19 protein-coding genes are annotated in these 23,711 nt (G+C 67.7%); 8 read left to right on the top strand and 11 right to left on the bottom strand.

What is annotated here, in order from left to right; translation table 11 throughout:
* Positions 1–61: 61 nt before the first annotated feature.
* Both ACYQ01_RS14150 and ACYQ01_RS14145 read right to left on the bottom strand, forming a co-directional pair.
* Positions 62–2,131, bottom strand: coding sequence for a hypothetical protein (locus ACYQ01_RS14150; protein WP_459934506.1), 2,070 nt, complete (start codon positions 2,129–2,131; stop codon positions 62–64).
* A gap of 41 nt (positions 2,132–2,172) precedes the next feature.
* Positions 2,173–2,991: a hypothetical protein gene (locus ACYQ01_RS14145; RefSeq protein WP_459934505.1), complete on the bottom strand. Its 819-nt coding sequence runs from the start codon at positions 2,989–2,991 to the stop codon at positions 2,173–2,175.
* Between the two features lie 261 nt (positions 2,992–3,252).
* On the opposite strand from ACYQ01_RS14145, the gene ACYQ01_RS14140 reads away from it, so the two are divergent.
* From ACYQ01_RS14140 to ACYQ01_RS14105, 8 genes are all read left to right on the top strand, one after another.
* Positions 3,253–4,281 (top strand): class I SAM-dependent methyltransferase, encoded by a 1,029-nt coding sequence (locus ACYQ01_RS14140; RefSeq protein ID WP_459934504.1) that lies wholly within the window; start codon positions 3,253–3,255, stop codon positions 4,279–4,281.
* A complete protein-coding gene (locus ACYQ01_RS14135) occupies positions 4,278–5,333 on the top strand; it encodes a radical SAM/SPASM domain-containing protein (protein ID WP_459934503.1) in 1,056 nt (351 codons plus the stop codon). Before ACYQ01_RS14140 ends, ACYQ01_RS14135 begins: the two co-directional genes overlap by 4 nt.
* Before the next feature lie 155 nt (positions 5,334–5,488).
* Entirely contained in the window at positions 5,489–5,779 is a 291-nt protein-coding gene (locus ACYQ01_RS14130) for a class I SAM-dependent methyltransferase (protein WP_459934502.1), read from the top strand.
* Positions 5,776–6,042 (top strand): class I SAM-dependent methyltransferase, encoded by a 267-nt coding sequence (locus ACYQ01_RS14125; protein WP_459934501.1) that lies wholly within the window; start codon positions 5,776–5,778, stop codon positions 6,040–6,042. The genes ACYQ01_RS14130 and ACYQ01_RS14125 overlap by 4 nt, the downstream gene beginning before the upstream one ends.
* Before the next feature lie 148 nt (positions 6,043–6,190).
* Positions 6,191–10,462, top strand: a complete 4,272-nt coding sequence (locus tag ACYQ01_RS14120; protein ID WP_459934500.1) for an SPASM domain-containing protein — start codon at positions 6,191–6,193, stop codon at positions 10,460–10,462.
* The gene (locus tag ACYQ01_RS14115; RefSeq protein ID WP_459934499.1) at positions 10,426–10,869 is read left to right on the top strand and encodes a hypothetical protein; all 444 of its coding nucleotides are present in this window, start codon (positions 10,426–10,428) and stop codon (positions 10,867–10,869) included. Before ACYQ01_RS14120 ends, ACYQ01_RS14115 begins: the two co-directional genes overlap by 37 nt.
* The gene (locus ACYQ01_RS14110; RefSeq protein WP_459934498.1) at positions 10,866–12,032 is read left to right on the top strand and encodes a glycosyltransferase WbsX family protein; all 1,167 of its coding nucleotides are present in this window, start codon (positions 10,866–10,868) and stop codon (positions 12,030–12,032) included. The genes ACYQ01_RS14115 and ACYQ01_RS14110 overlap by 4 nt, the downstream gene beginning before the upstream one ends.
* Complete coding sequence (locus ACYQ01_RS14105; protein ID WP_459934497.1) at positions 12,029–12,469, top strand: cupin domain-containing protein; 441 nt, start codon at positions 12,029–12,031, stop codon at positions 12,467–12,469. The genes ACYQ01_RS14110 and ACYQ01_RS14105 overlap by 4 nt, the downstream gene beginning before the upstream one ends.
* Positions 12,470–12,590: 121 nt before the next feature.
* Here ACYQ01_RS14105 and ACYQ01_RS14100 read toward each other — a convergent pair whose 3' ends face one another.
* The 9 genes from ACYQ01_RS14100 to asnB form a co-directional block, all read right to left on the bottom strand.
* The gene (locus tag ACYQ01_RS14100; RefSeq protein WP_459934496.1) at positions 12,591–14,711 is read right to left on the bottom strand and encodes an N-acetyl sugar amidotransferase; all 2,121 of its coding nucleotides are present in this window, start codon (positions 14,709–14,711) and stop codon (positions 12,591–12,593) included.
* A 17-nt stretch (positions 14,712–14,728) separates the two neighbouring features.
* Positions 14,729–15,349 (bottom strand): imidazole glycerol phosphate synthase subunit HisH, encoded by a 621-nt coding sequence (gene hisH / locus ACYQ01_RS14095; protein ID WP_459934495.1) that lies wholly within the window; start codon positions 15,347–15,349, stop codon positions 14,729–14,731.
* Positions 15,346–16,104 carry a phosphocholine cytidylyltransferase family protein gene (locus ACYQ01_RS14090; protein ID WP_459934494.1) on the bottom strand — a complete coding sequence of 253 codons (759 nt, stop codon included), beginning with the start codon at positions 16,102–16,104 and terminating at the stop codon, positions 15,346–15,348. The genes hisH and ACYQ01_RS14090 overlap by 4 nt, the downstream gene beginning before the upstream one ends.
* A gap of 38 nt (positions 16,105–16,142) precedes the next feature.
* On the bottom strand, positions 16,143–16,742 hold the full coding sequence (locus ACYQ01_RS14085) for a gamma-glutamyl-gamma-aminobutyrate hydrolase family protein (RefSeq protein WP_459934855.1): 600 nt from the start codon (positions 16,740–16,742) through the stop codon (positions 16,143–16,145).
* Positions 16,743–16,812: 70 nt separating this feature from the next.
* Positions 16,813–19,131, bottom strand: coding sequence for a PEP/pyruvate-binding domain-containing protein (locus ACYQ01_RS14080; protein WP_459934493.1), 2,319 nt, complete (start codon positions 19,129–19,131; stop codon positions 16,813–16,815).
* 37 nt (positions 19,132–19,168) lie between these two features.
* Complete coding sequence (locus ACYQ01_RS14075; protein WP_459934492.1) at positions 19,169–19,969, bottom strand: class I SAM-dependent methyltransferase; 801 nt, start codon at positions 19,967–19,969, stop codon at positions 19,169–19,171.
* 11 nt (positions 19,970–19,980) lie between these two features.
* On the bottom strand, positions 19,981–21,192 hold the full coding sequence (locus ACYQ01_RS14070; RefSeq protein ID WP_459934491.1) for a hypothetical protein: 1,212 nt from the start codon (positions 21,190–21,192) through the stop codon (positions 19,981–19,983).
* A complete protein-coding gene (locus ACYQ01_RS14065; protein ID WP_459934490.1) occupies positions 21,189–21,860 on the bottom strand; it encodes an adenylyl-sulfate kinase in 672 nt (223 codons plus the stop codon). Before ACYQ01_RS14065 ends, ACYQ01_RS14070 begins: the two co-directional genes overlap by 4 nt.
* Positions 21,861–21,863: 3 nt before the next feature.
* Positions 21,864–23,711 (bottom strand): asparagine synthase (glutamine-hydrolyzing), encoded by a 1,848-nt coding sequence (asnB, locus tag ACYQ01_RS14060; RefSeq protein WP_459934489.1) that lies wholly within the window; start codon positions 23,709–23,711, stop codon positions 21,864–21,866.

The raw sequence follows: 23,711 nt of genomic DNA, 5'->3' as shown, positions 1-23,711 counted from the left end.
TTTGTTAATCAATGCGCAGGACAAATCAAGTTCGACCCGGACGTCTTGCCGCCCGCCTCCCTCATCGGCGGTTCCTCCCCGAATCTTGAGGGCGGCCCGAAGCGACCTCCCCCTCCGGGAGCGCGCCCCCCGGCGCTCGCACGTCCACCGCGACCGTACCGTCGGTCAGCGACTCCAGGCGCTCCACCACCAATCCGGCCCGCGACAGGGCCCCGCGCGCCGCCTCCGCACCCGGGCCGCTCCCGGAACGCCCGCCTCCCAGGCGCACCCGCGCGCGCCCGGCCGGGGCCAGGCCCCGGGCCAACAGCGCGGCCAGCCGGGCCAGGTCGGCGGCGCCCGCCCCGGACGGCAGCCCCAAGACCACATGGTCCGGGGCGCGCCGGGCGAAATAATAGTCCCACAGGCCCTGGTCCAGCGGGTCCATGGGGACGTTCAGCCAGGACACGGCTTGGGCGCGCTCCGGGGCCGAGGGATCAAGCCCCGGCCCTCCTTCCGCGCAAACGGCGCAGGCCCCTTCCCCGCCGCACAGACGCACGCGAAGCGGCTCGCCTTGCGGGGCCAGGGCCAGGGCGGCCTTGGCGTGGGCCGGGTCGCGGGCCAGGGCTTTTCCGTAGAGCGCGCGGGCCCGGTCGGGGTCGCCGGCCTGTTCGGCCGTCTCGCCTTCCTTGAAGAGCGCCCAGGCCGCGAGACGGGCTCCGGTTTCCGGATTGTCGCTCACCATCCGAAACACGGGGACCGCCAGATCGGGACGCCCGCGCCGGGCGAGCTCCACCGCCAACAGGTGCGCGCTTTCCAGATCGCTCCCGGACTGGCGCGCGGCCAAACCCAGCGCCTGGGCCGCTTCTTCCGGCCGGTCCAGGGCCAAGGCCAGGCGCGCCCGGGCCAACAGCGCGACCGAGCCCGGCTCGTCGGCATCGCCCGGGGTCCGGCCAGACGCGCCGGTCCCGGCAAACAGCCGTGGCGCCCGGGCCGCGCAGGCGGCGTCCACGGCGTCCAGGAACGGCCCGGCCAGGGCGTCCAGGTCCAAGGCGCGAGAGAAAAAATCCAGACATGCGGGGCGACGGGCGTCCAGGCGCTCCCGGTCCAGGCCTTCGAGCAGGCTATGGGTTTGGTCCACGCCGTCCACCCGCCACCCCAGGCCCTCGCGTTCCACATGGCGTCCCATCTCGCCCCTGTCGCTCACGACCACGGGCAGGCCGTGTTGCAGACAGGTGCTAAACTTGCCCGAGGCCATGCCGATGTGCTCCAGATTCTTGCCCAGGAGCGGCGCGTCGTAGGTGGGCGTGTAGAAGGCCAGGCCCAGGTCGCAGGCGTGGAGCAAACGGCCGAGCTCCCGGCCGGGCAGGCTGGGGAAGGGCGACACAAAGACCTTGTTCCGGGCTTCGGGGGACAGCCCTTCGCGCAACCTGGCCACCCCGGCCTGATCGAAACGGTGGTGCAGGACCAGGACCCAATCGCGGGGCCAACGCGCGACGTTTGCCAACACCTGGCGCGTGCCGGTCCACGGGGCGTCCGCGCTGCCCATGGCCAGGGCCAGCTTGACCGAACGGGGCAGTCCCAGGGCCTCGTGCAGGGCGAAGGAGCGCTTGCCCGCACGCGCGCCCCGACCGGCCACGGGCATGGTGAAGAGGGGCGTCGCGGGGTCCAGGGCGTTTTCGCGGGCCAGGAGCCCGGCGCGCAAGGTGTCCTGGCACACGGCGAAAGCCACGTCGCGGCAGGCGTCGATTTCTTCGTTTTTGAAGCCGCGCGGGGATTCGTCGGCGAAATAAAGTTCGTACGAGATGAGCCCGTGCGCCGTCCCCTGGGCCCTGGCCACCCAGGCGGCTTCAACGACTCCCAGGTCCACCCCCAGGACCAGATCGTACCGGGGCAGCCCGGCCAGGGCCGCCGCCGCGGACGATCCCCCCGGCCCGAAAAGCGCCGAGCGCGGCGGATCCACCGGACCGGGCGGAACCGGCAGGGCCAGCACGCGCAGGTCGGCGCGCCTGGAGGCCTGGGCATGACTCACATGGGGCCGGCACAGCACGTCCACGGCGTGGCCGCGTTCGAGAAGCAGTTCGAGCAGCCCGTCCAGGTGCGGATTGTTGGGAAAATTCCCCTCGGGATGGATAACGGCGAGGCGTGGGGACATGGTCGTTTCGCTGCGAGTTCGTGGACGGGCGCGCGCCGGCCTCAGCGGTCCAGGCCGATGAGACGCCCCCGGATCTTGTACGTCAGCATGTCGGCCAGGGGAAAAAGGTACAGGGCCGATACGTCGAAAAGCTCCACGTCCATGTCGCGCCCGGCCAGGGACGCCGCTACCGCGTCCACCCGGGCCTTCTGGTCGGCCCAGCCCTGGGACTCGGGCGGACAATCCGTGCCGATTACGGCCTTGATGCGTCCGAACTGGTCCCGGTCTTTGGCCAGGGAGTCCAGAAGGTCCAGGGCCTCCTCGAAGGAACAGTGCCGGGTGTGGACGTGGGTGTCGCGCTTCCTTTGGCCGAGCAGGTAGGGCACGGCCGCCTTGGACGATCCTGCCAGCAGATAGTTGCCCAGAAACAGCACGAGGTGACGGGGCCGGCCGGGCACGCCGCCCTTCTCCACGTCCGGGTTGAGGGGATATACGGTATCGGCGGGCGGCGCGGCGTCCAGAAACGCGCGCACCGACGGCCCGAGCAGGCGCAGGCAGGCGTCGCGCACCTCTCGCGCGCCGAACTCGGTGATGTTTTCCAGCCCGAAGCCGGCGTGGGCCATAGGCTCGGCGATGGTGGTGATGAGCGGAGCCTCGCGGCTTTTGCGGCTCGCGTGGCGCATGGAGGACAGGGAGAAGTTGCCGTAAAAGATCTTGTCGTACCCCGACTTGGAAAACGTCCCCGGATCGAAGCGCTCCAGGTCGATGCTCCCCACGTCGGGACATGAGCCTATTTCCGGGCGCTCCCGCAGCATGTCGCCAAGCTCGCGCATGTCCCGCTCGCGGAACCAGCAGCAGCCGATGACGAAACGAAAGTCCATGTGTTCTCCCTTACCATACGTCTGACGCTTCCGGCCGCTTCGCGAACCGAGGAGGCCGTGCGGCGGTAAAGCAAATTTCGAACCAGCCCTTTCGTTTAGCCCTCCCCGGACCGGAAGGCCACCCCCGCAGACGGCCATTTGGGCGAAGGAGGCCGCGAGCCGCTCCCAAGAGGCCCCCTGGGCCAGCCCCGTGACCGCGGCCGCCGAACGCGACAATGGACAACCCCGAACTTCTGTGCTTTCTTAGAGGAAACAAGCGCCATGGCGCCCCTGGCGCGGGAGAACCACGTGAAGGAAGACGACATCCGCCCGGACAGACTGCGCACCGCACAGCAGGAGTTCCTCGACCAGGACATCGCCTGGTTGCTTTCGCGCAAGGACTCCTGGGTTGCGGTGGACTGCCCCGCCTGTTCCGACGCCGATCATCGTCACGTTTTTGACAAGAACGGATTCTCCTACCGTCGCTGCCCGCGTTGCCAAACCGTGTTCGTCAGCCCGCGTCCGTCCCACGAGGTGCTGCGCCGCTTCTACGAAACGTCGCGCAACTACGCGTTTTTCAATGCCCACATCTTTCCCGCTTCCGAACAGGCCCGGTTCGAAAAAATCTTCCGCCCCCGGGCCGCCCTGGTGGAACAGCTCTGCCGGGACCACGCCATGGCCCGCGCAAGCCTTCTGGAAATCGGGGCCGGGTTCGGCACCTTCATCAGGGCCGTGCGCGAGCGAGACTTCCTGGGCCGCATCGTGGCCGTGCAGACCGGCGAACTGGCGGAAAAATGCCTGGAGCGAGGGGCCGACGCCGTGATCCGCGACCTGATGGACGACCTGGACGGACACGAGCCCTTCGACCTGGTGGCGGCTTTCGAGGTCATCGAGCACACCTTCGATCCCCTGGCCTTCCTGGCCAGCGCCCGCCGGGCCCTGCGTCCCGGAGGGCTTGTCGTGCTCAGTTGCCCGAACGGTGCCGGGTTCGACATCCTCGAACTGGGGCCCGAGTCCGACTCGGTGGACCACGAGCACCTCAACTATTTCACCCCGGACTCCCTGCGCCTGCTCCTGGCCCGGGCCGGACTGGAATTCGTATCCAACGCCACTCCGGGCAAGCTCGACGTGGAGCTGGTGCGCAAAAAGTGGCTCGCCCGCCCGGACATGGCCAAGGACCCTTTTCTCACCCATCTTCTTCTCGAAGCCGGCGAGGAGACCAGGCGGGCCTTTCAAGCCTTTCTCGCGGAAAGCGGCCTGTCCTCCCACCTCGTCACGGTGGCCAAACGACCGTCCACGGAGCCCGCATGAGCTTGCCCAAAGAGACCGACCCGCTGGTGGAGCGGACTGATTTTCGCGGCCACTTGACCCCCTACTGCCGCGTGGACCCCAACCGGATCATTTACGAAGAGTACCTGCGCCTTTACGGCGAGGACATGGCCGAGAAGTTCCTGGCCTACCGCAAAAGCTTCGAAGCGGTGAATCGCAACCGAACGGTCCTGCCCTACCCCCTCACGGTCAACGTGGGCCTGCGCGATGCCTGCAACCTGCGCTGCCCCCACTGCTACCGGCAGTACGATCCCTTCCACGCCGAGGTCGATCATCTTTCCACGGACCAGGCCAAGCGCCTCATCGACCAGTGCGCGGCCATGGGGACCCCGGCCATGCTTTTCGGCACCGCGTCAGAGTACTTCACCCACCCAGACGCCATGGAAATCCTTCGCCACGCCTGCGACAAGCCCGAGTTTCTCGACATTTTTCTGGCCACCAACGGGCAACTGCTCGACGAAAAACGTATCGAGGCCCTGTTGGACATGCGCCTGACCCGCATCACCGTAAGCATCGACGCGGCCACGCCCGAGACCTACGCCACGGTGCGCGGCGGCGACCTCCACCGGCTCGAACGCCTGCTCCACTATCTGCTCGACCGCAGGCGCGAACGCGGCCAACGCCTGCCCGTGCTGCGGGTCACCTTCCTGGAATACAACCTCACCCGCCACGAACGCGACCGCTTCAGCCGCCGCTGGTCCGAACTCGCCGACATCGTGGACATCCAGAAGTTCATGGACGTGCGGATCATCGACTCCCTCAAGGACCTCCATGTGGAACGCCTGGACTGCGCCTATCCCTGGAACATGCTTTTCGTACGCTGGGACGGGGTGGTTTTTCCCTGCTGCAGCGAATTCTACAAGCACATCCCCGTGGGCGACTTCAACACCCAGTCCCTGGCCGAAATCTGGAACGGACACGAACTTGCCAAACTGCGGCGCGCCATGACAACCCCGGGCGAGTATCCCCTGGCGTGCGAGAACTGCATCCTGAGTCTGGGTGCGACCGCACCCGTTCCCGGGCTCAAGCCGTGACACCGCCTCGCGACGCGCCTTTCGCGCCCGCCTGTCCCCTGTGCGGCTGCCGTCGACACCGGTCGGTGCGCGTCTTCCACGCCCCGCCCCCCGGAGAGACCGATTTCGGGTTTCAGCCCTATCGGCGTGAGATTCTTCCGTGCCCGGAGTGCGGCGTGTACCACAACGCCCACGCCTTCGACCTGTCCGGCCTGTACGCCCAGGCCAACAACCAGGCCGGGGTGGACGAACTGGAAATCCTCGACGTGGGTTCGGGGCTTGCCGTCTTCGCAGCCGAATTGGCCAGGCGGGGATACGGTTGTCACTATCTCGACCCCTCGCCCCTTTCGGCCGAACACGCCCTGCGCCGGGCCGGCGCGCGCTCAGCCCGGGCCGGCTCCATAGCGGACTGGCCTACCGACCATCCCTGGACCTCATCACCTGGAACACGGTGCTCGAACACGTGAACGATCCCGTGGCCTTGCTCGCCGCCTGTCGGGCCAGGCTCAAGCCGGGCGGCGCGGTCTACGTGGCGTTGCCCGACGGCGAGGCCGCCCTGGCGCAGAAAGGCCCGCAACGCCAGGAATTCTTCATCGACCATGTGACTGTCTGGTCCCCCGGGGCGACCGAGTGCCTGATACGCGCCGCCGGATTCACCCCGGGAGAAAGCGGCCGTCTGCGCGAGCCTTCGGGCAAGTTCACCCTATTCGCCTTCGCCCTCTTCCCCTGACGTCCCCCTCCCAAACCTTGGCCAGAGCGGTTTGGCGCGCATCTTGCTTCGCATGCCTGGAACGCGAAGCGCGCTCCAGGACAGCCGACCGGACCGGCGGGACCGGACTCCGCCAGGTCCAAGGACCCGTCAAGAAAATGACCACACCATGAAGCACCGCATCCCCCACTGGCTCGACGAAGTCCACACCGCCCTGCCCTCCCTGACCGGGCGCGACGCCGTCGCCTTCGCCGTCATGGCCGCCACCCTGGAGCATCTGGGCTACGCCCCCGGGGCAACGTTGCTCGCCCCGTCCTCCAAGTCGCCCAAAGCCCGGCTCCGCGAGGCGGTAGACCTGCAACTCGCCCACTATCGGCGCGAACTCGCCGGCCAAACCGTCCTCGTCTTCTGGGTGTTCGAAGACTTTCTCTCCACCACGCAACAAGTGGACCTGGCCCACGAAATTCTTGGCGACGGCCGTTTTCCCGTGGTGTTTCTGCTCACCAACCGCTGGCCCGACCTGGAGGCCATACACGCCGACCCGGTTTTTTGCGGGCACAATCCGCTCTATCTGCCGGACAGGGAACTCGTGCGCGAAATCGATTTCGCCTCGGTGTTCTGGGCCATCGACTGCCTCTACGACACGGCCCTGCCCCCGGGCTCCGTGCGTCTGCTCCAACCCCACGGCACGGACATTCTGTTCGACTACTCCGTGGAGTTCTACGGGGCGGGCCTGCTCTTCGATTGCCTGATGAGTCCCTCCTTTGTCCCGGGACTCTACCGGCCGGACGCCCGCGAGCGCTACCGGGGCCTGCTCCCGCGCTGCCTGGCCGACCATGACCGGGACCGCCTGACCGCCTTCGAAGTCGGCTCCTTCAAGCTGGAACGCTTCGCCAGACGCTGCCGCGAAAGAACGCCCTCGGACATCATCTACAATCTCTCGTCCTGGCAACTGGAACACCCCGCGATCAAGAGCGGACTCACCGACCTGCTGGGCGAAATCCTGGCCCGCCACGGCGACCGCCGCCTGGTGTTTCGCTGCTTTCCCGGCAACGAAGACCAGGTAAAACCCCACATCCAGCCCCACCTGGGCCACCCCCGCTTTTTCTGGAGCACCGCGGAAACCTACATCGACGACTACGCGGACGGCGCGGCGCTCATCCACCACCGGGGCAGCTCGGCAGAAATCTTCAGCGCCGCCTCGGGCCGGCCCTCCATCAAGCTCGACTTCTTCGAGCCGCACCGCCCGGAAATTCTGGAAACGCCGACCGGCTACCAGGTCCACGACCGGGAGCAGCTCTTCGCGGCCCTGGATCGCTGCCTGGCCCCCGACTGCCCCAAGACGCGGGCGATTGCGGCCTGGCGCAAGACCAAGTACCCGCATCTGGGCCAGTCCTTGACCCGCGTGCTCGACGCCATACCGGACCTGATCGCCGGGCGCGTTCTTCCCTCGTGGCGGACCCTGCCCCTGGACCCGACCCCGGAAGGCATGACCGACCGGGAGTTCGTCCGACAGGCCGTGGAAACGGCCCTGCGACGCGACGTGCTCATTCCCATTCTGGGCGAACGCGCGGCCAGGCTGTTGCCGGACTCCGCCCTGGTCCACTTCTACGCGGCCAAGGCCATCATCACCCACGTCTACCCCGATCCGGCGCGAGAGGACGACACCTGGCTCACCGCCGTGGAGCACCTGGCGCAGGCCCACCGCCTGGCGCCCACCGGCGACCTCCCGGACGACATGTTGCCCGACATCAAGCGCTGGTGCGTCCGTTTCCTGCCCGCCCGGCTCATCGGCCTGATGGCCTGGAGCGCCCACCGACACACTTCCGAACAGCGCGAGCGCCTCATGGCGGCCTTTCGGACCCTGCCCTTCGAATTTTTTCACACCGACGGCCTACCCCAACGGCTGGAAGAAGACAGGCGACGCCAGGAGGACCGCCGAAACGAACTCGAAGCGGCCAGACGAGCCCTCACCCGGCGCACCGCCTTGCGAACACGCTTCGTGGTCAGCCCCCTATTTCTGGACCTCCCGGACGGCAACGACGAAACGCCCCTGTTCGTGGCCGATCCCTTTCTGGCCGAACGCGCCCACTGGGACCCCGGCCTGTCGCGGTTGGCCGGAAAGCCCTCCGCCCCCTGGCCCGACTGGTCCGCGGCAAAGGCCACCGCGATCAACGACCGAGCGAACGCCGCGGCAGAGTCGCTCGGCCGGGACCTGGGACGGGCTCTGGACGCCCACCACCCCGGCGGACCGCGCGGCGAGCGCTTTTGGGAAAAGGCCCTCGGGCTGGGGCTTTTCGAAGCGGCCCACGTGCTTCACGACTGTTTCACCCTCTTCGAGACCCATTTCGATCCCGAACGCCACGAAGCCCTGACGCTCGACCCCGCCTGTTACCACGTCCCCCTGGACTTCGACGCCCTGCGCTGGTTTTTGCAGCATTCCGACTTCGGCATGGAGCAGGCCTTTTCCCTCTACATGCGCGCCCTGCGCCCCGAAACGCCCTGCCGCCTCGCGGCCCTGCGTTACCACGACCCCTACCGGGTGCGCAGCGTGGGCGAACCCACGCGCAGCAATCCGGTGGTGGGCCTTTTGGGGACCTTTCCGGCCGAGCCTTTCCAGAGGGAAATGACCCGACGCTCCCGGGGCGATGTGGACCGCATAGGCTTTCGACGCGACCTGGGGCTCCAGACCACGCCCGCCGACATCCCCCGTCGCCTGGACCTTCTGCCCCAAGACCGGGGGCGCGACCGCTTCGACCGCTATCTGCGGGCCTGCCTGCCCTGGCTGCTGCCCAAGAGTCTCTTGGAGAACTTCGCCACCCTGGAGCGTTCCATCGAGCGCGATTTCGCCCCACAGACGCGTCTCACCCACGTGGTCAGCGAATTCTGGATCGGCGAGTCCTACGAATGCCTGGCCCTGGCCGTGCTGGAGCGCCGGGGAGTCCGCCACGTCTACAACGAACACGTCATGAGCTGCGCGCCCTTTCGGGGCTCCATTTTTCCCCTGCATGCGCAACGCTGCGACCTCTACGCCGCCGACACTACCGTGGACCGGCCTCAGGACCCCGCCTATTTGCCCACGGGCAGCCTCTACGACTTCGCCGCCACCGCTCCCGAACCGGCCCCGGCGCGAAAGGCCACCTACTTCAGCGCCAACCCCTTGGCTCGCACCGTGGTCCACGGAGGCCAGGACTGCGCCGTGGCCAGAGGGGCCTGGGCTCCACCCTACTTCGCGTTCAAGCGGCGCTTTTTCGCCGCCCTGCCCGAGCGGGTCAGGCTCGGCCTGGTTTACCGGCGCTACCCCTACGACGACTTCTTCAGACTGGCCACCCTGTTTTGGAACGACGCGGCCGTCATGTCCCCCCTGCTGGACCTCTGCCCCCTGGACGACCACAGCCTGAACGCGCGCCAGGCCATAGCCTGCTCCGGCGTCGTGCTCACGGACCAGTTCAGCACCTCGCTGATCGAATCCGCAGTCCTGGACCGGCCCAGCCTGGTTCTTTTGCACGACAGCGACGTGTTCGACCCGGAATTCGTTCCGCTCATGGACGAGCTCAAGCGCGCAGGCATCGTGCACGACGATCCCGAAGAGGCCGCCGCCTTTCTCGAACGCATCTGGGACGATCCCCAGGCGTGGTGGAGCCGAGCCGAAACCCAAACGGCCAGAAGCCACCTGCTGGACACCTTTATGGGACGCCCCGAACGCGCGGTGGACCTGCTCGTGTCCCTGGCCCGGGGCGAAACTCCGACCAAGGCCCCGGTCCTTTCCGGTTTCGTCTGCCCCAATCCCTTCGTCTACGCCGAGTTGCGCCCGGAAGGCCGGATAGCGCCCTGCTGCTACCTGGAGCCCTTTGCCGGCGACATCCGCCGGGACGGTCTGGAAACGGTCTGGAACTCGCCCCGGGCCAAGGCGCTTCGGGCTTCGATCCTGGACGGCTCCTACCGCTTCTGCGACCCGGCCCGGTGCGCGGGCATGCAAAAGGCGCTGGCCGGGCTTCGCGGCGAAACCGTGGCCCGGGCCTACCAGACGCCCTACGAACTGATGCGCGCAAGCGAGTTGGACGCGGCCGGGCTCGGCTGGCTGATCCGCCTGGACCCCCGGGCCCCGGTTCCCGCGCCGAGTATCGTCTCCCTGGAGGACGACCCCACCTGCACCCTGTCGTGCCCCTCGTGCCGCACCGCCCCCCTGAAACTGGACCCCGGCGAAAGCCTGGCCCTGTCGCCCATCCACCAAGACCTGGCCGACCGGCTGGACCGGGCCGGCGGCGAACTCTGGCTCTGCGGGGCCGGCGACCCCTTTGCCAGCCCGGCCTATCGAAACTTTCTGGAGACTTTCGACCCGACCGCCCGGCCGCGCCTGAGGCTGCGCATCGACACCAACGCCGACCTGCTCACCCCGAAGATGTGGGCGCGCACCTGGGCCGCTATCCCGAGCGGGTGACGCTCCTGGCCGTGTCCGTGGACGCGGCCGAGCCCCGGACCTACACCCTGTTGCGCCGCGGAGGCGACTGGAACCGGCTCCTGGAGCGCCTGGCCTTTCTCGGGGCGCGCCGGCTGGAACACCCCTCCATGCGGTTGGCTTTGCGCATGATCGTGCAGGAGGACAACCTGGACCAGATGGCGGCCTTCGCGGACCTGGCCCGGTCCTTCCACGCCGACCGGATCGTGTTTTCGGCCCTGGACAACTGGGGAACCCGCGACGAATCCACCTGGAAGGCCCTGGCCGCGCACCGCCCCGACCACCCTCGCCACGCCACGCTTCTGGAGGCGCTGTCCCACCCGACCCTGAGCGGCCCGGACGTGGACCTGGGCAACCTGACCGCCCTGGCCCGGCGGAAGACGCCATGAGGACGCACGTCATGCCGGATTTTTCCCCATCGCCCCGGTCCACGGTCCGGACGGACCGCTCCGACTCCCCGACCAAGCGGTCCATGGCCCTGGCCTTTCATCTGCCCCAGTTCCATCCCATTCCAGAAAACGACGCCTGGTGGGGCAAGGGATTCACCGAATGGACCAACACGGCCAAGGCCGTGCCCCTGTTCGCCGGCCACTATCAACCCCACGTGCCGGCGGACCTGGGCTTCTACGACCTGCGCCTGCCGGAGGCCCGGCAGGCCCAGGCCGACCTGGCGGCCGAGTACGGCCTGGACGGCTTTCTCTACTGGCACTACTGGTTCGGGGGCGGGCGCAGGCTTCTGGAACGCCCGGTGGAGGAGATCGTGAGCTCGGGGCGGCCGGACTTTCCCTTCTGCCTGGGCTGGGCCAACCAGACCTGGTCCGGGGTGTGGCACGGCGCGCCCGACCGGGTGCTCATCGAGCAGACCTACCCCGGCCCGAAGGACGTGCGCGCCCACTTCGAAGCCCTGTTGCCGGCCTTTGCCGATCCGCGTCACTTCAAGATAGAGGGGCGAAACCTCTTCCTGGTCTACAATCCGGCCGGGCTGCCCGATCCCGAAGGTTTCACCGCGCAGTGGCGCGACATGGCCAGGGCGCACGGCCTGCCGGATTTCCACTTCATCGAGCACGGCAGCGCCCAATTCGTGGGACGCGGCTTCGACAGCAGGGTGGAGAACGCCCCGTTCATCGACTTCTGCCAGGCCAGGTCGCGCGTGGAATTCTTCGACGCGGCAAACGCCCCCACGGTGCGCGACTACGCGGCCTACGTCCGCCACATGGAGACCAAGCCCCTCGGGTCGGACGAACACCCCCTGGGCGTCAACGCCTGGGACAACACCCCCAGAAGCGGCGCGCGGGGCCACGCCCTGCACGGGTCTTCGCCGGAGCTCTTCGCCCGACACCTGGAATCGCTGCTGAAAAAAATCGAGGACCGCCCGGCCAGCCGACGCATCCTTTTTCTCAAGTCCTGGAACGAGTGGGCCGAAGGCAACCACCTGGAGCCGGACCTCAAGTGGGGCCGGCGCTACCTGGAGGTCTTGCGCGACGCCCTGTTCTCCCGCGCCCCGGGCCCGGAGTCGGCCCCCGAAACCGCAACCGTCCGGGAGGAGTCATGAACACCGCCCACGTGGAGCAGCTCTTCGACGACTACCGCATGGTGGCCATCATCATCCGCGCCGCCTACGACCGGCCGGGCATCGCCTTTTTCACGCCCAGCAACTTTTCCCAGCAGTTGGCGGCCATGCGCCACCCCAAGGGGCACACCATCCAGGCCCATCTGCACAAGCCCGTGCCGCGCCAGGTGCTCTACACCCAGGAAACCCTGTTCGTGCGCCAAGGCCGGGTGAAGGTGAATTTCTACGACGAGTCCAAGCGCTACCTGGACACCCGCATTCTCGAAACCGGAGACGTGATCCTGCTGGTTTCCGGCGGACACGACTTCGAAATGCTCGAAGACACGGTGATGATCGAGGTCAAGCAGGGGCCCTACGCCGAAAACCAGGACAAGGAGCGGTTCACGCCCGAACCGCGCGAGACGCCCGAAAAGACCTGAACACGCCGCGGCCCGGACCGCCCGCCCCGAACCGCTCGCGCCGGGACCCCGACGAAAGCCCTTTCGGCGCTGCGGAGCGCACCGTTGCGGGCCGAACGAAAGGGGCGTCTCGCGCCCGGCGTCACCGCGGGTCGGCATCGCGCTCCGGGTCCGGCTCCAGCACGTCGCGCGTCCAGCGTCCGCCTTCCTTCCGCCAAACCCGGGGGTCGCGAAACGTGTCGGCCACCCGGTCGAACTCCTCTTCCTCCATGCCCACGTATTCCAGCCAACGGGCCAAATCCCTGGGCTTGACCGGATCATAGCGGTTGACCAGCTCGATGGCCCGGTTCCTGGTGAGCAGCCCGGCCCGAATGTCCTTGGAAGCGTGGTCCGTGGCCCGGCCGTAGCCGAACTTCACGTACTTGAGGTAGTCGTGCACCCCGTTTTCGTGCATGTCGTCAAGGTTGGACATGGTGCGATAGGTGCGGTCGAACGGTTCGCTGGCGATTTCGAATCCGTAGCGTTCGGTCACCAGCTTGATGTGTTCATTGGCTTCCCAGGGAATGAAGTTGCCCAGATACAGGCCGCGCAGGCCGGTTTCCAGGATGCGGGCGTCGCTTGGATAGCGCCACAGGGAGAGATCGCGCGCGCTCAAGCCGTCACGCCCCACGAAATAGGTCCACTCGTAGCCCCTGGCGAAGTGTTCGAGCCGGTAACGGTAGCTCATCTCCGGGAAGTCGTTCATGGAGAACTGTCCGCTGAGGTCGGTGTAGCCGTGTTCGCCGTAGAACACCAAGGGAATGCCCCGCAGGGCCGCCTCGCGCATGGGAACCGTGGAGATGCCCACATGGGAGTGCCAATTCATGTCGCCCATAATGAAAAAGGCCAACCGGTTCAGCTTCTTGAGCGTACCTACCGAAGGGCGAACGATCACGTGATCCACGTCGAAGACCTCGCGCATGCGCAGGAGGTTTCGCCAACCCGGCGGCGTCCAGTTATTGCCGTCGTAGGTCACGAGCAGGGGATTGAGTCCGAACTCCTCCTTGAGCACATGCACCTGGAAATACGAGTCCTTGCCGCCGGACACGGCCACCACCACATCGTGGCGAGCGCCGTCCGGGCAGCGGGCCTTTTCCACGATGGCGCGCAACAGCTCCTTGCGTCTCGCCCACTCGCCCGGCGTGATGTTCGCCTTGGCCTCCGCGGTCTGGCACCCCGTGCAGACGCCCTGTTCGTCATAGTCCATGGGGGCGGCGGAAAGCGACGGATAGACGCAACGCACACACCAGCGCGCCCCGGGCGCCCCGCCCGCCGGAGGCTCCAGGGACCGGCCCGACCGGGCCCGGCGCATCCGCTCGGCCAGGCGCTTGTCCTCCCTGGCCTTGTCGTAGCGCGGTTCCCTCGGAAAATGGCGCGAACCGATCCCCATCGGCCGCATGAACGCTCCGGCGTCCAGGCAGGCCTGCTTGGCCAGGGGATAACTGAGCTCGAAAAAATGGAAGATATTGGCGGCCGCGGCCGCGCTGGCCCCGGCCTTGAGCACGGCGTCGGCAAAATGGGCGTAGGTCCCCACCCCGCCGCAGGCCACCACGGGGACATCCACGCGGTCGCTGACCAGCCGGATGAGCTCCAGATCGTAGCCGAGCCCCGAGCCGTCCCGGTCCACGGAGTTGAGCAGGATTTCGCCCGCCCCCCGTTCCCGGCAGGCCCAAGCCCAGTCCGCCGGGTCCAGGCCCGTGGCCCGCGAAGCTCCCGCCACCAGGACCTCGTATCCCCGGAGCGTCTTGCCGACATCCACGCTGACGACCACGCACTGGGAGCCGAAACGCTTGGCGGCCCGCTCCACCAGGTCGGGATCGTCGAACGCGGCCGTGTTCAGGGTGACCTTGTCCGCGCCGCCGACCAGACGCTTTTCAATGTCTTCCAGGGTGCGCACGCGTCCGCCGAACGTCAGCGGTATGGAGCAAACCTTGGCGATTTCGCGCAGCACGTCGAGCACGGAACTCCCCGCGTAGTGCTGTTGCAAGTCGTCACGGCGCAGGTCGTGACGACCGAGCGTGTCGCGACTGATGTCGAGCACCACCAGTTCGTCCACGTTCCAGCTCGACAGCCGCTCCACCGTGCTCATGGGATTGCCGATGACCTGATGCACCCGGAAGCCCTGGCTGCGCACGATCAGTCCGTTCTTGAGCAGCAACACGGGAACAAGACGCGGCCTGGCCCCCTTGTGGATCTTTCGTTCCGCCTGGAAACACGCTGTCATGTAAAGCCTCCCGCGCTTCAGGACCTGGCCAGCCGCGCGAAGTTGTTCAAGATCTCCAGTCCCGCGTCCTGACTCTTTTCCGGGTGGAACTGCACCCCCCACACCCTGTCGCGCGCGACCGCCACGCACACCTCCCCGGCGCCGAAGGCGATGGCCCCCACGCAGTCGCAGGACCGGGCGCATTCCAGGTGATAGCTGTGCACGAAATACAGAGACGCGCCGTCCTCCACGCCGGCGAACAGGTCGCTCGGGCGGGTTTGACGCACGTCGCACCATCCCATGTTCGGCACCCGTTCTCCGGGATCAACGGGCGCGAGGCGGCGCACCCGTCCGGGCACCAATCCCAGGCCCCGATGCAGGCCGAATTCCTCGCTCTCGTCGGCAAGAAGCTGCATGCCCAGGCAAATGCCCAGCACCGGCCGGCCGCTACGCGCGAAGTCGAGCAAGGATTCCACCAAGCCCAGACGACGCAGGCTGTCCATGCCGTCGGCAAAAGCCCCCACGCCGGGCAGTACGATGCCCGAAGCCTTGTCCAGGTCCCCGGGGCCGACGGCCACCTGCACCGGAACCTCCAGCCGACCGAAGGCGGACACCACCGAACCGATGTTGGCCACGGCGCTATTGATCACCGCGATCATGCGTCTTGTCCTCCCTGGAAGCGGGCCCCCCCGTCCGACACCCAGCGTTCCACCCGTTCGAGGTCCCGGGCGCTGTCGAATTCCGCCCAGGGAAAGCGGGCCGCCACCGCGCGCACCGGATAGCCCCGGGCGATAAGCCGGGACAGGGCCCCGGTCATGTCCAACCGGTCGCGGACCCGCCGGTCCAGCCCGGCGCGCAGGGCCTCCAGGGCTTGCCAGGACTGCGGCGTGAAGCGCAAAAGCCCCATGTACTGTCCCTCGATCTCCTCCACCGTGGACGGCTTGCCGCCGATTTCCACGATGTGGCCGTCTCGCAGGCGAAAGGTTTCGGCGTCGGCCAGGGGGTCGTCGAAGCGCGTCCGCCACAGGGCCAGCCAGTCCGGGTCGTAGGCCACGGCCAGGGGCGCGTCGCAGGCCAGGAGCTCGCGCACGGCCCTGGCCCGATAGACGATGTCGGCGTAGCAGACCAGGCAGGGCGAAGCCGCGAGCCATTGGCCGGCGCAAGACAGGGAGCTGACCATGTTGGTGTCGGCCCAGTCCGGGTTGTGGAACTCGGTGAGCCCGAATCCGGACAGCGCCTCGCGCCGGTAGCCGGTCACCACGGCGATGTCCTCCACGCCGGCCTGACGCAGGGCGGCGAGCTGCCAGTCGAGAAGCGGCCGGCCGAGAAACTCCACCAGGCACTTGGGCCTGTCCTGCGTGAGCGAAAGCATGCGGCTGCCACGGCCGGCGGCCAAAATCACGGCCTTGATCACATGGTTCTCCTCAAAAATACCCGTCGCCACTGGCGGGCTCAAAGCCGGGACCGACCTTCAAGCACAGCCCGCACCAGGGCCAGGTCCTCGGGGTGAAAGGGGTCTTCGCGTTCGGGATGCCAGAGCATGCCCCAAAGCGGGGCGTGGCGGCGGCGAACCAGCTCCGCCTTGCCGTCCGGGGCCGTGGCCAGGATTCGCCAGGCCGGACCGGGGTCCGACACGCCGTAGCGGTGAAAGCTGTTCACCTCGCGCTCCACGGCCCCGACCAGACGGTGACGCGTCCCGGCATGGCCGTCCACCGCCGTGAGCGTCGCCGCGTCCCGGGCCAGCAGAAATTGCATGCCCCGACACACGCCCAGCACGGGACACCCGGCCGCCAAGGCGGCCTCGGTCAGGGCGGCCTCGGTTTCGTCGCGCTCGGGCGCGTCCCCGCCGAGCGCGGCCAGGTCGTTGCCGCCCGAAAGCACCAGGCCCGCCGGGGCAAGCGCCCGCCACAGGGCCAGGGCCACGCGAACGTCGTTGGGGACGGGCGCGGCCAGAAAGCCGCACGCGGCCAGAAAGCGGACCATCCGCTGGTCCAGGGCGTCGCGCCGTTCGCCCCGGCCGGGAACCACGTCCACCCGCTGGGTAACCAGCACCGGCTTCAAGGCCGTACCCCGTCGCGGAACGCAGGCCGTCCCGCCGCCCTCTCCCCGGAAAGCGCGCGGTTCACCGCAGCACCTCCACCTTGCGGTTGGCGCAGTCTACGTCCAAAACCGCCGCGCTGGACCACACCTGGTACAAGCCCTCGCCCGCGCCCACCACGGCGGGCACGCCCAGTTCGTTGGCCCGAATGGCCATGTGGCTGTTGGCCCCGCCGTAGGCCGTGACCAGACCGGCCACCCCCCGCGAAAAGATCCAGTCGAAACCGGGGTCCGCGCTGGACACGCAGGCGATGCGCCCGGCCAGGCCGGCTGGGTCGTCCAGGGAGCCCACCTCGGCCCGCACCCGGCCCAGGGTCACGAAATTGGGTTGGGTCGGAGGCGGACAAAAGCTCCACACGTCCCGCTCGCTGGTGATGAGCGGAGGCAGAAGCAGGCTCAGGCACCGCTCGTGACCTTCACGTCCTTCGGCTATGGAGCGCCTGAACACGTCGCGAATGTCCGCCGAAGAGCGATGCAACTCGTATATCGTATCCACGGTCAGGTAGGAGAGGTCGTCGCGGGAAAAGCCGTGGCGTTCGCCCAGGTCGCCCAGAAAGGCCAGGGCATCGCTGACGTTGCGGGTGAACTTGAACTTGGCGGACTCGCGCAGCTCGATGCCGGCCTGGAGGAAGTCGAAAAAGCCGATGACATCATGGTCGAGCCCGTGGTGCCTGAGCAGCTTGGCGATCTCGCGCATCTGGGGCAGGCTCAGGGTGAAGGGCTCGCGCTTGTGGTTGCGGGGAAAGCGCGCGTTCCAGTCGAAGTACCTGTCCGGGGCCTCGTCGTAGCGTTGGGACAAAATGTCGTAGGTGCCGGGGCGCAGGTGACCGTACTTGGCCAGAAACACCGAGCGCTCCAGGCTGGCGAAGTCGCGGGGCAGTTGGCTGGACACGGTGTCCAGGTTGTTGAGGAACCGGTCGCGCTCCTGCGGGCTCACGACCCCTTCGGCCACCAGGGAGCGCAGCAGGATGACCGCGATGAACCCGGCCCTGGCCAGCCCGGCGAAGGGCAGGGTGCCGTGGCGCTTGCAGTCCTCGAGCAGCCAGTAGATGCGCGTGACCGGATCGGTGGCCCCCTGATAGAGCCTGGCCCGGCGTTGCCCCAGGCGTTCGATGCGTTCGGCGTCGTCGAGCCACAGGCCGCTCTTGGCGTTGATGATGCGGTTGGTGAGTCGACGCAGGCTCTCGGTCAGGGTCGTGCGGTCGGCCTCGGAAAACCCGGCCTGGCGCAGGGCGTCGAGCTTGGCTTCCAGGTCGAAGCTGTAGCAGGTGAACACGATCTCGAATTCGACCTTGTCGTGCAGATGGGGATTGGCCAGCAGCCGCTCCAGGTAGTAGTCGGCCAGCCGGTCCGCCAGGGAGTCCTCGATGTCGGCCGGAATGAACGAATTGAAGCTCACCCGCACGTCCACGTAGGGCTGGCCGCCGAAGTCGCGCAGCAGGGGATGACTGCGCACGTTCTTGTACCCGTACTTGTCGCGCTGGTAGGCCCAGGTGGAGTTGGTGATGAGCTCGCGGTAGAGCGAAAAGGCCAAGGGACGGGGCCGCACGCCGATGATCTCGGCCGGGTTCCAGTCGGGCATCACGCCGTAGATCGTCCGCCGGCCGTGGAGAAAGGGATGCGGCGCGAACCCCTCGGCCGCCTTGGCGGCCACGGCCCGCACCAGCGCGGCGTGCCGCGCCGGGTCCCGGGGGCTGGCGCGCATGACCAGGGGCCTGGCCTGAAGGAGGACCACGCCCTGCTCGTCCTGGGCGAACTCCACGTCCAGGGGCACGTCGGGGAAAAGTCCCTCCAGCTCGTCGATCAGGGCCGCCACACCGGCCAATTGCGGGGGAGCCGCGACCTCGGACCGGCTGTGCCGGCACCAGGTCGAACCGGCCTGGCCGGCGGTGACCGCCGCGGTGTCCCGGCCTTCGGTCCACTGCACCAGGGCGTAGGGCGCGCCCGAGGCCGGATCGCGGGTAAAGAAGACGCCGGCCCGCACCACGCCAGAAAGCGAGGGCTGCACCAGCACCTCGTCGCCCGGAGCGCTCCGCTCGCCGTAGGAGGCCACCACCGTGTCCACGGCCCGGCGCAGGGCCCCACGGCCCGACACCTTGTCCACGGAGGCGAACTGTCCGGCGCAGGAGGCCTCCCGGGCGTCCTCGGCCTGGCAACTCGAACGCACGATGAGCGTGGCTTCCCGGCCCAGGCGGGCCAGCGCCTCGTCGCACACGGCCTCGGGTTCGGCCCGCCAGCGGGTCACCGGAAAGCGGACCAGGGGCAACACCCTGGCGGAACGCACCACCGGGGCCAGGGCTTCGAGAGTGGCCGCCTTGGTGCCGAATTTCAGGTTCGCGGTCATGGAGCGCCTCGTCCGGGTCCGGGTCCGCGCGGGTCGCTTACGCGCCGGCGGGCTTTCGGGCCACGATCACGTAGATGTTGCAAAACTGGTCCGGAAAAAACCGCATGAGCGCATCTTGCAAGATTTGCCCCAGCCGCGACAACCTGTACCCCTCCCGGCGGGCCATGTTTTCGTCGAACACCTTGTGCCCCTGCGCGCGAAACATGGCGAACTTGTAGAAGATGGGCATGTTCTCCACGGGAAACAGGCTCTCCACCGCGAACCCCGCCCGCTCGAAGGCGGTGGTGAACTCCTGGCGGGTCAGATTCGCCTTGTGAAAACACCGGGTCCCGGACGTGCGCGAGCCCGACGGGGCTCGCGCGGCGGCCAGCCAGTCGGTGAGCCTGGTCTGGAAGTTGTCCGCGCGAAACGAGGCGCACACCCGTCCTCCCGGTTGGAGCACGCGCCGGGTCTCGGCCAGGGCCTGATCCAGGCCCGTCTCCAGATTGTGGTACAGCCCGAAGGCCAGCACGTGGCGAAACGCCCCGCTTTGAAAGGGAAGGCGCAAAATGTCCGCCACGGACAGACGCAAGGTCTGGTCCGCGCGTTTGAGCTTGGCGCAGGCCGACTCCACGAAATCCATGCCCACGATGTCGCGGCCCCGGTCGTGATAGGCGCGAAGCACCCTGCCCGCTCCGCATCCGGCTTCGAGCACGCGCCCCGGTTCGTCCTCCACCGTGATCCGGGCGTACTTGAGGGGATAGCCGTCCGGGTTTTCCGAGGCGTCGTCGGCCTCGACCGCGGCCCAGCGGCGGGTCCAGTAGTCCTTGTTGGAAGCCTGACGATAGGTGATGCGCATGAATGCCTCGCTTACAGGTTTGGACCGAGCCGATCGGCCACAAGCCGACCCACCAGGACGTTGCCCTTGGCGCTCAAATGCCCGCCGTACACATCTTCCACATACAGTTCGTCCAGGTCCCGGCCGAAAAAAGCCTCTGTGGCGTCCAGCACGGGAACCGCGTCCGCACAGCTCGTGAAAAACTTTCGGTATCGGTCGACGCCGGCCTTGGGGCTTTTCAGGTCCAGGAGCTGGGGCAGCACCACCGCCAGGGGAACCTGTCCCCTTGACCGGGCCGTGGCGGCGAATCGCGCCAGCACGGCCCGAAAAAGCGCCGTGGCTTCGGCGTCGTCGTACATGGCGTGGGCCTGGGCGATGTTCGCCCGCATGACCTCGGCGAAGGGGGCGGCCTCGACGCCGGGGCCGGACCGTCCGAGGCTTCGCGCCACCCGGCGCAGGATCAAAAGCCCAAGCAGGCGCGCTTGTCGCCCGGGGCGGCGAAAGAAACTGACCAGATACGGCCTGCGATACTGCAGAAGACGATATTTCTCGCGATAGAAGCGATCCTGGGCCTGGAGCGACTCCAGCCTGTCGGCCAGGGCGTACACGTCCTCAATCCCGTTCACCGGGCAGGGAACGCGTTCCAAGCGGTTGCCCGGGACAAGCTTGAAGCGCGGCTTGAAGGCGAAGGTGTTGCCGAATTCCAGGTAGTGTTTCCAAACACTCTGAATACGGCAGATGGTCTCGGGCACGAAGGCCAGCACCGTCGCCCTGACGCTTCGCGCCTGCGCCTGGAGTTCGTAGCGCATCAGAGCCTGGTCCACCCCGTAGTTGCCCACCCCGTAGTTGCCCACGCCCACGCCCAGAATGCGCGACACCTCGTTCTCCCAGGTCTCGTGGTCCGCCACCTGTCGACAAAAGGCGTAGGAATCGCCGAAGACCGAAACCGCTTCGTCCAGTTCGGGTCGGCTCCTGGCGCGCGAGCCGGTGGCGTCTATGCTCCAGGGTGCCGGTCCGTCACGGCCGCTCTCCAGGCCGGACTGGCCGGGTCGGCGTGTCCAGCCCAGGGCCGGGTCGAAACTGGAAGCGAAATACTTTTCCAACGCGGCCCGGTCGAAGTCGGGCAGGTCGTCGGCTTCGGTCACCAGCCATTGAAAATCATGCCGCAGACCACGTACCAGGACCTCAAGCCCGGCCTCGGCCAGCCCCAGACCGGCCAGCGCCCCAACAAGGACCAGGCTCATGGCCAACCCTGCCCGTCCGGGTCCCCAGCGCCCGAGGCCGACTCCCGGTCGTGCGCTCCGACCGGCGTCCGGCCTCCCGGTCTGGCCCGAGACGAGCCCTCCGCGTCCTGCGCCGTGGCGAAGTGCGCGCGCGACAGCGCGTCCGGCCCGCAGGCCAAGCCGGCCCGGCGGGCCACGGCCAACGCCAGCTCGCGCGGGGCCACGTCGAAGCCCGAGTTGTCCAGGACCATGTCGGCCAGGGGCGGACGGGGAAAGGCGATATCCACCCCCACCACGTCGCGGGTCTTGCCGGCCAGGGCCGGACCGTAGAGGCCCTTGTCGTCGCGCGCGGCGAGAACGTCCAGGGGAACATCCACGAACACCTCGAAATAGCGCGAATAGGTCGTCCGGCACCGGGCCTGGATGTCGGGAAAGATCGACAGCAGGCAACAGACCACGTTGATGTTTTGCCGGTCCAGCCAGGCGCACATTTCGAACAGGCGCACGGCGTTCACCCTGCGCCCTTCCACGGTGTAGTCCGCCGGGGAGCGGTCCTGGCCGAAGATGGCGCGCACCTGATCGCCGTCCACCAGCACGGTGGCCGGCTCGCGGGACTGCCACAGCCCGTGCAGGGCCCGCCCGATGGAGGTTTTTCCCGCCCCCGAAAGTCCGATCAGCCAGATGACCACGCGCTACTCCGACCTGCGGCCCTGGCCAAAAAGTTCCAGGAAAATCCTGGCGTTGACAAACGAAAAAACGAACTTGCTCAAGTGGTTGGGCAGGCGCTCCTGGCGGCAGAGCCGGTCCATGGATTCGCGGCGCACCAGGTCGAACACCGCCGCCGAGGGATCGAACAGGTACTCGCGCACTTGGGGATCGTCAAAGTCGATGATGCTTCGCACCGAGGTGTTGAAGCCCTTTTTGCGCCTGTCCAGACGCACCGCGTCGCAGAGCAGGCCCCGCACGGCCTGGCGCAGCACGTACTTGCCGTATCCGTCGCGAATCAGGTGACGGGAGGGGATGGCGTTGGCGAAGGTAAACAGCTCGGTGTCGAGAAAGGGGGTGCGGTTCTCCACGGAGCAGCGCATGGAGTTGAGATCGTCGGCGTCAAGAAACACGGGGGTGGCCTCGTGGAACAGCTCATTGAGCATGCGGTTACGCAAGAGGTCGTCGGTATAGGCTTCCTCGACAAAGGGCTCGTCGCAGGGGTCGACCAGAAAGGCGGCCAATTCGTCGCGTCCGTCGTAGACATGGTCGCGGAAGTCGGGGCGGGCGTCGTACAACCCTGGGTCGCGCAGCACGGGATTGCGCACCAGGCCCGCGATGTGGCGTCGCCAATCGTCCAGGGCCCGGCCGTATTCGGGCGTCCCCTTGAGCACGTGCAGGTGCAGGAGAAAGTGGTCGTAGTACCCGGTGAAAAGCTCGTCCGCCGAGCAGCCGGACAGCACCACCCGATACCCGGCCCGGCCCATGGCCTCGGAGAGTTGAGAATGCACGAAATAGGTGGCCGTGGCCAGGGGGGCGTCGTGGTCGGACACCAGCCCCCGCAGGCGGTCCAGCCCGCCCCGGTTGGAGACGGGCAACAACTGGTGGGGACACCCCAGGTCGCGCACCGTGGCCAGGATGTTGTCCCTTTCGTCGTAGCGCTCGTCCGTATCGACGATGGAAAAGGTCTCCAGGCGGGCGCCCAGGGCCTTCACGGCCACGCTGGCCAAGGCGGTGGAGTCCACGCCGCCGCTCAGGCACAGGGCCACGGGAACGTCGGCCCGCAGGCGCAGGGAAACGCTTCGTATGAGCCGGGTTCGCACCCCGTCCACGGCTTCTTCCAGGGTCATGCACGGGTCCTGGCGCACGACCGGAGCCCAAAAACGCCGGGCCGGGCCCGCGCCTTCGGGACCGACCGTGAGGACATGCGCGGGCGCAAGCTCCTCCACGCCTTCGAAAAAGGTGCGCCCGGTCTTGTGCAGGGCCTTGTAGCCCAAGGCCAAATAGCGCCGGACCTGCTCCCGATCGGGCCGGGGCCAGACCCCGGACAGCCCGGCCAGGAACTTGACCTCCGAGGCGAAATAGATCCCGTGCGGAACGCGCAGCAGGCGCAGGGGCTTTTCGCCGAACCGGTCGCGGGCCAGGGTCAGGCGGCCCGTGGAGGCCTCGAACACGGCGAAGCTCCACATGCCCTCGAAACGGTCCAGGCATCGCTCCCCGTACCGCCGCCAGCAGGCCAGCAGAACCTCGGTGTCCGACCGGGTGGAAAACGTCTCGCCCAAAGATTCCAGGTCGCGGCGAAGCTCGGGATGGTTGTAAAGCTCGCCGTTGAAGACCACGGTGGCGTCTGCCCTGGTCATGGGCTGGTCGGAGCGGGAATCCAGGTCCACGATGGACAGGCGCGAATGCAAAAGCAGAGCCGTGCGCCCTCCCCCGGCGTCCAGGCGGACGGCCCGCTGCCGGTCGGGCCCCCGAAGGCGCATACGCTCCAGGGTGAGGCGAACGGCCGCTTCGTCCGGGGGGCGCGAGCCGAAATAGCCGGCTATGCCGCACAT

The organism is Fundidesulfovibrio butyratiphilus, from assembly GCF_054657235.1.
This window is presented reverse-complemented; position numbering and strand designations above follow the sequence as displayed.